General features: G+C 62.8%; 3 protein-coding genes. 2 read left to right on the top strand and 1 reads right to left on the bottom strand.

The features are described 5' to 3' along the window. Window positions 1-185, bottom strand: a 185-nt coding sequence (locus VMR03_RS00740) for an FGGY family carbohydrate kinase (protein WP_325401285.1), incomplete at its 3' end; no start/stop codon positions are given. A gap of 137 nt (window positions 186-322) precedes the next feature. Here VMR03_RS00740 and VMR03_RS00735 point away from each other — a divergent pair. Continuing rightward, window positions 323-766, top strand: coding sequence for a nuclear transport factor 2 family protein (locus VMR03_RS00735; protein WP_325401283.1), 444 nt, complete (start codon window positions 323-325; stop codon window positions 764-766). A gap of 177 nt (window positions 767-943) precedes the next feature. Further along, the coding region (moaA, locus tag VMR03_RS00730) for a GTP 3',8-cyclase MoaA (RefSeq protein WP_325401281.1) at window positions 944-1,977 on the top strand (1,034 nt) is incomplete at its 3' end.

The following is a 1,977-nucleotide window of genomic DNA, read 5'->3' as shown; positions in this document are numbered from 1 at the left end:
CAGACGTCGAGCGTCGCCTCCCAGATTTCCTCCGCGTCGTGCTCGACCCAGCCATCCTGCGGATAGATCTGGCGCAGTTCCTTCTGGCGGACGCGCATGGGCGCGCCGGATTCGTCGAAGAGCAGCGCCCGTGTGCTCGTCGTCCCCTGATCGATCGACAGAATGTAATGGGCGCCCTTCGGCATTCTCGTTCTCCCCGTTGAAGCGGAGGGAGGCTAGCGCGTGCGGGCCGTCTTTGAAACCGCCCTCCGATTTGGAAAACGGATCTTTTCCAAATGTATCGCGACGCGCTAGGCTCCCCCTCCGGGACAGGGAGGACCACATGCTGAGCCTGCAGGAAATTTCGGATCGCCTCGAGATCCAGCAACTGATCGTCGACTATGCCAACGCCCTCGACGCGCATGATTTCAACGCGCTGGACGACATCTTCATGCCCGATGCCTTCATCGACTACACCGAACTTGGCGGCATCAAGGGCAATTATCCGGAGGTGAAGGCCTGGCTGGAGCCGACGCTCGGTTTCTTCAAGCACTACACCCATCTCGTCGGCAATATGGGGATAAAGGTATCGGGCGACACCGCCACGGGCCGGGTCGCCTGCTTCAACCCGATGCGCATGGATCTACCCGACGAGACCAGCCACGTGATGTTCTTCGGCCTCTGGTACCACGACAAATATGTGCGGACACCGGCCGGTTGGCGCATCGCCGAGCGCGTCGAGGAGAAGTGCTTCGACCATAACATGCCGGTCTACAAGGGGGATTGAGCGCGTCTCCAAGATTGTCATCCCGGCCTTGTGCCGGGAACCAGGGGTGTCGAATGCCGAGCCAGCGGCCCCTGGGCCCCAGCACAAGCCCGGGGTGACACGGTTTGTTGATCGGATGAAATCATCCCCACGGCCGGTGGGGGCGAAATTCGGCCCATCAGATGCTATCTATAGACCATGAGTTTCGAGCCCCGCGCACTCACCCCGGCCAGCGAAGCCGCCCCGATGATCGACCCCTTCGGACGGGCGGTCACCTATCTGCGCGTCTCGGTGACGGACCGCTGCGATTTCCGCTGCACCTATTGCATGTCGGAGCACATGAATTTCCTGCCGAAGCGCGAGCTTCTGACGCTTGAGGAGCTCGACCGGGTCTGCTCCGCCTTCATCGCGAAGGGCGTCAGGAAGCTGCGGCTGACTGGCGGCGAGCCCCTCGTCCGCCGCGATCTGATGACGCTGATCCGCTCGCTCGGCCGCCATCTCGATACCGGCGCGCTGGAAGAACTGACGCTGACGACCAATGGCAGCCAGCTTGCGCGTTACGCCGCCGAACTCGCCGACGCCGGCATCCGTCGCATCAATGTCTCGCTCGACACGCTCGATCCCGCGCGTTTTGCGAGGATCACCCGCTGGGGACGTCTCTCTCAGGTGCTCGAAGGCATCGATGCGGCGCACGCTGCGGGGCTCAAGGTCAAGATCAATACCGTCGCGCTCAAGGACGAGAACGCCGGTGAAATCCCTTCGCTCATCGAATGGGCGCATGGCGAAGGTCATGACATCACGCTGATCGAGACGATGCCGATGGGCGAGATCGACGAAGACCGCACCGATCAATATCTGCCGCTGTCGCGAGTGCGCGCCGACCTCGAAAGCCGCTGGACGCTTGAAGACCTGCCCGAGCGGACGGGCGGCCCTGCGCGCTATGTGCGCATCGAGGAGACCGGCGGCAAGCTCGGCTTCATCACGCCGCTCAGCCATAATTTCTGCGAGAGCTGCAACCGCGTCCGCCTCACCTGCACGGGAACGCTTTTCATGTGTCTCGGTCAGGATGATGCCGCCGACTTGCGGGCGCCGCTTCGTGCGAGCACCGAGGATACGCTCCTGAACGATGCGATCGACGAGGCCATTGGCCGCAAACCGAAGGGCCACGACTTCATCATCGACCGCGACCACAAGACGCCCGCCGTGCGGCGGCATATGTCGATGACGGGCGG

Source organism: Parvibaculum sp., from assembly GCF_035511255.1.
In the GTDB taxonomy this organism is placed as follows: Bacteria; Pseudomonadota; Alphaproteobacteria; order Parvibaculales; family Parvibaculaceae; genus Parvibaculum.
The sequence above is the reverse complement of the archived record's forward strand: the minus strand, read 5'-3'. Positions and strand labels throughout refer to the sequence as shown.

Bases quoted from the DNA above. Each gene is read 5' to 3' on its own strand.
- VMR03_RS00735 (WP_325401283.1), top strand. From the start codon at position 323: ATGCTGAGCCTGCAGGAAATTTCGGATCGCCTCGAGATCCAGCAACTG.